The organism is Kistimonas scapharcae, assembly GCF_039540975.1.
Classification (GTDB): domain Bacteria; phylum Pseudomonadota; class Gammaproteobacteria; order Pseudomonadales; family Endozoicomonadaceae; genus Kistimonas; species Kistimonas scapharcae.
The window spans coordinates 1-839 of sequence record NZ_BAABFL010000200.1; the positions used below are offsets into that span (position 1 = coordinate 1).

Sequence of the window (839 nt, forward strand, 5' to 3'; positions counted from 1 at the left end):
CACGTCTCCTAACCCAAGGAAAACCAGTGTCGTAAGTTTAGACGGGAGAATGGCTTATGTTAGGTGGTAATCAGGTAAGTGTTTGATACGCGGACCCGTTATCTAACTTAGGGATGCCATTACATCATCAAAAAAAGGTAATAAGCAAAATTCACTTATTACAAAAACATAAAAACAATGAAACAAAAAGATTAAAAATAAAGCTTAACTTTAATTAAAACCCTTTAAAACAAAGGAACCTGATCATGTCAATCATCAATAACAGAGGTGGAGTCAGGCTTTTTCTTAATGATGCTATCAGTTACACCATGAGAAAAGGAGGCTCTAGGGGCAAAGCTCTACTCTACTTTATTTTTGGAAAACAACTTTCCATTGAAAAAGCTCAGCAATTCATCGAGAAAAACGGTAGTTACCCCCTATCCGGTAGAATTAGCACAAAAATTAAGGAAAGAGAGACCACATCTACACATGCCCCCTCTGTGATGCAGAATCCTTCTTCAACACATCAGCTATCACCCAAAAAGACAAACCAGCCACATACCGCCTATCAGCCGAACAGCAATGACTCAGCACTATTTGACCTCATCATTGATGCATTTACTCACCATAAACGACCCATATCAGAGCTGGAAGGTCTAACATCACATCAGGTTGTAGATAAACTTCAAACCATGGGAATCATTAATCAACAAGACATGATCATGATTGGTTACAACAAAAACTCAACCGATTTCGGCCGAGTAGTGGATTATGCAATGTAATCATCCCCTAAACTAGGGGCATTTCGAATTAGAGTTCTCCGACTTACACTGAGTCAAACGGAGAACGAGATGAAAAAA

At 38.9% G+C, this 839-nt stretch carries 1 protein-coding gene; it reads left to right on the top strand.

Annotation, left to right across the window (positions count from 1 at the left end; translation table 11 throughout):
* Positions 1 to 245 precede the first annotated feature (245 nt).
* On the top strand, positions 246 to 761 hold the full coding sequence (locus tag ABD892_RS10415) for a hypothetical protein (protein WP_345195557.1): 516 nt from the start codon (positions 246 to 248) through the stop codon (positions 759 to 761).
* Positions 762 to 839 lie beyond the last annotated feature (78 nt).

Excerpts from the sequence above, each read along its gene's own strand:
- ABD892_RS10415 (WP_345195557.1), top strand. The coding sequence starts at position 246 with ATGTCAATCATCAATAACAGAGGTGGAGTCAGGCTTTTTCTTAATGAT.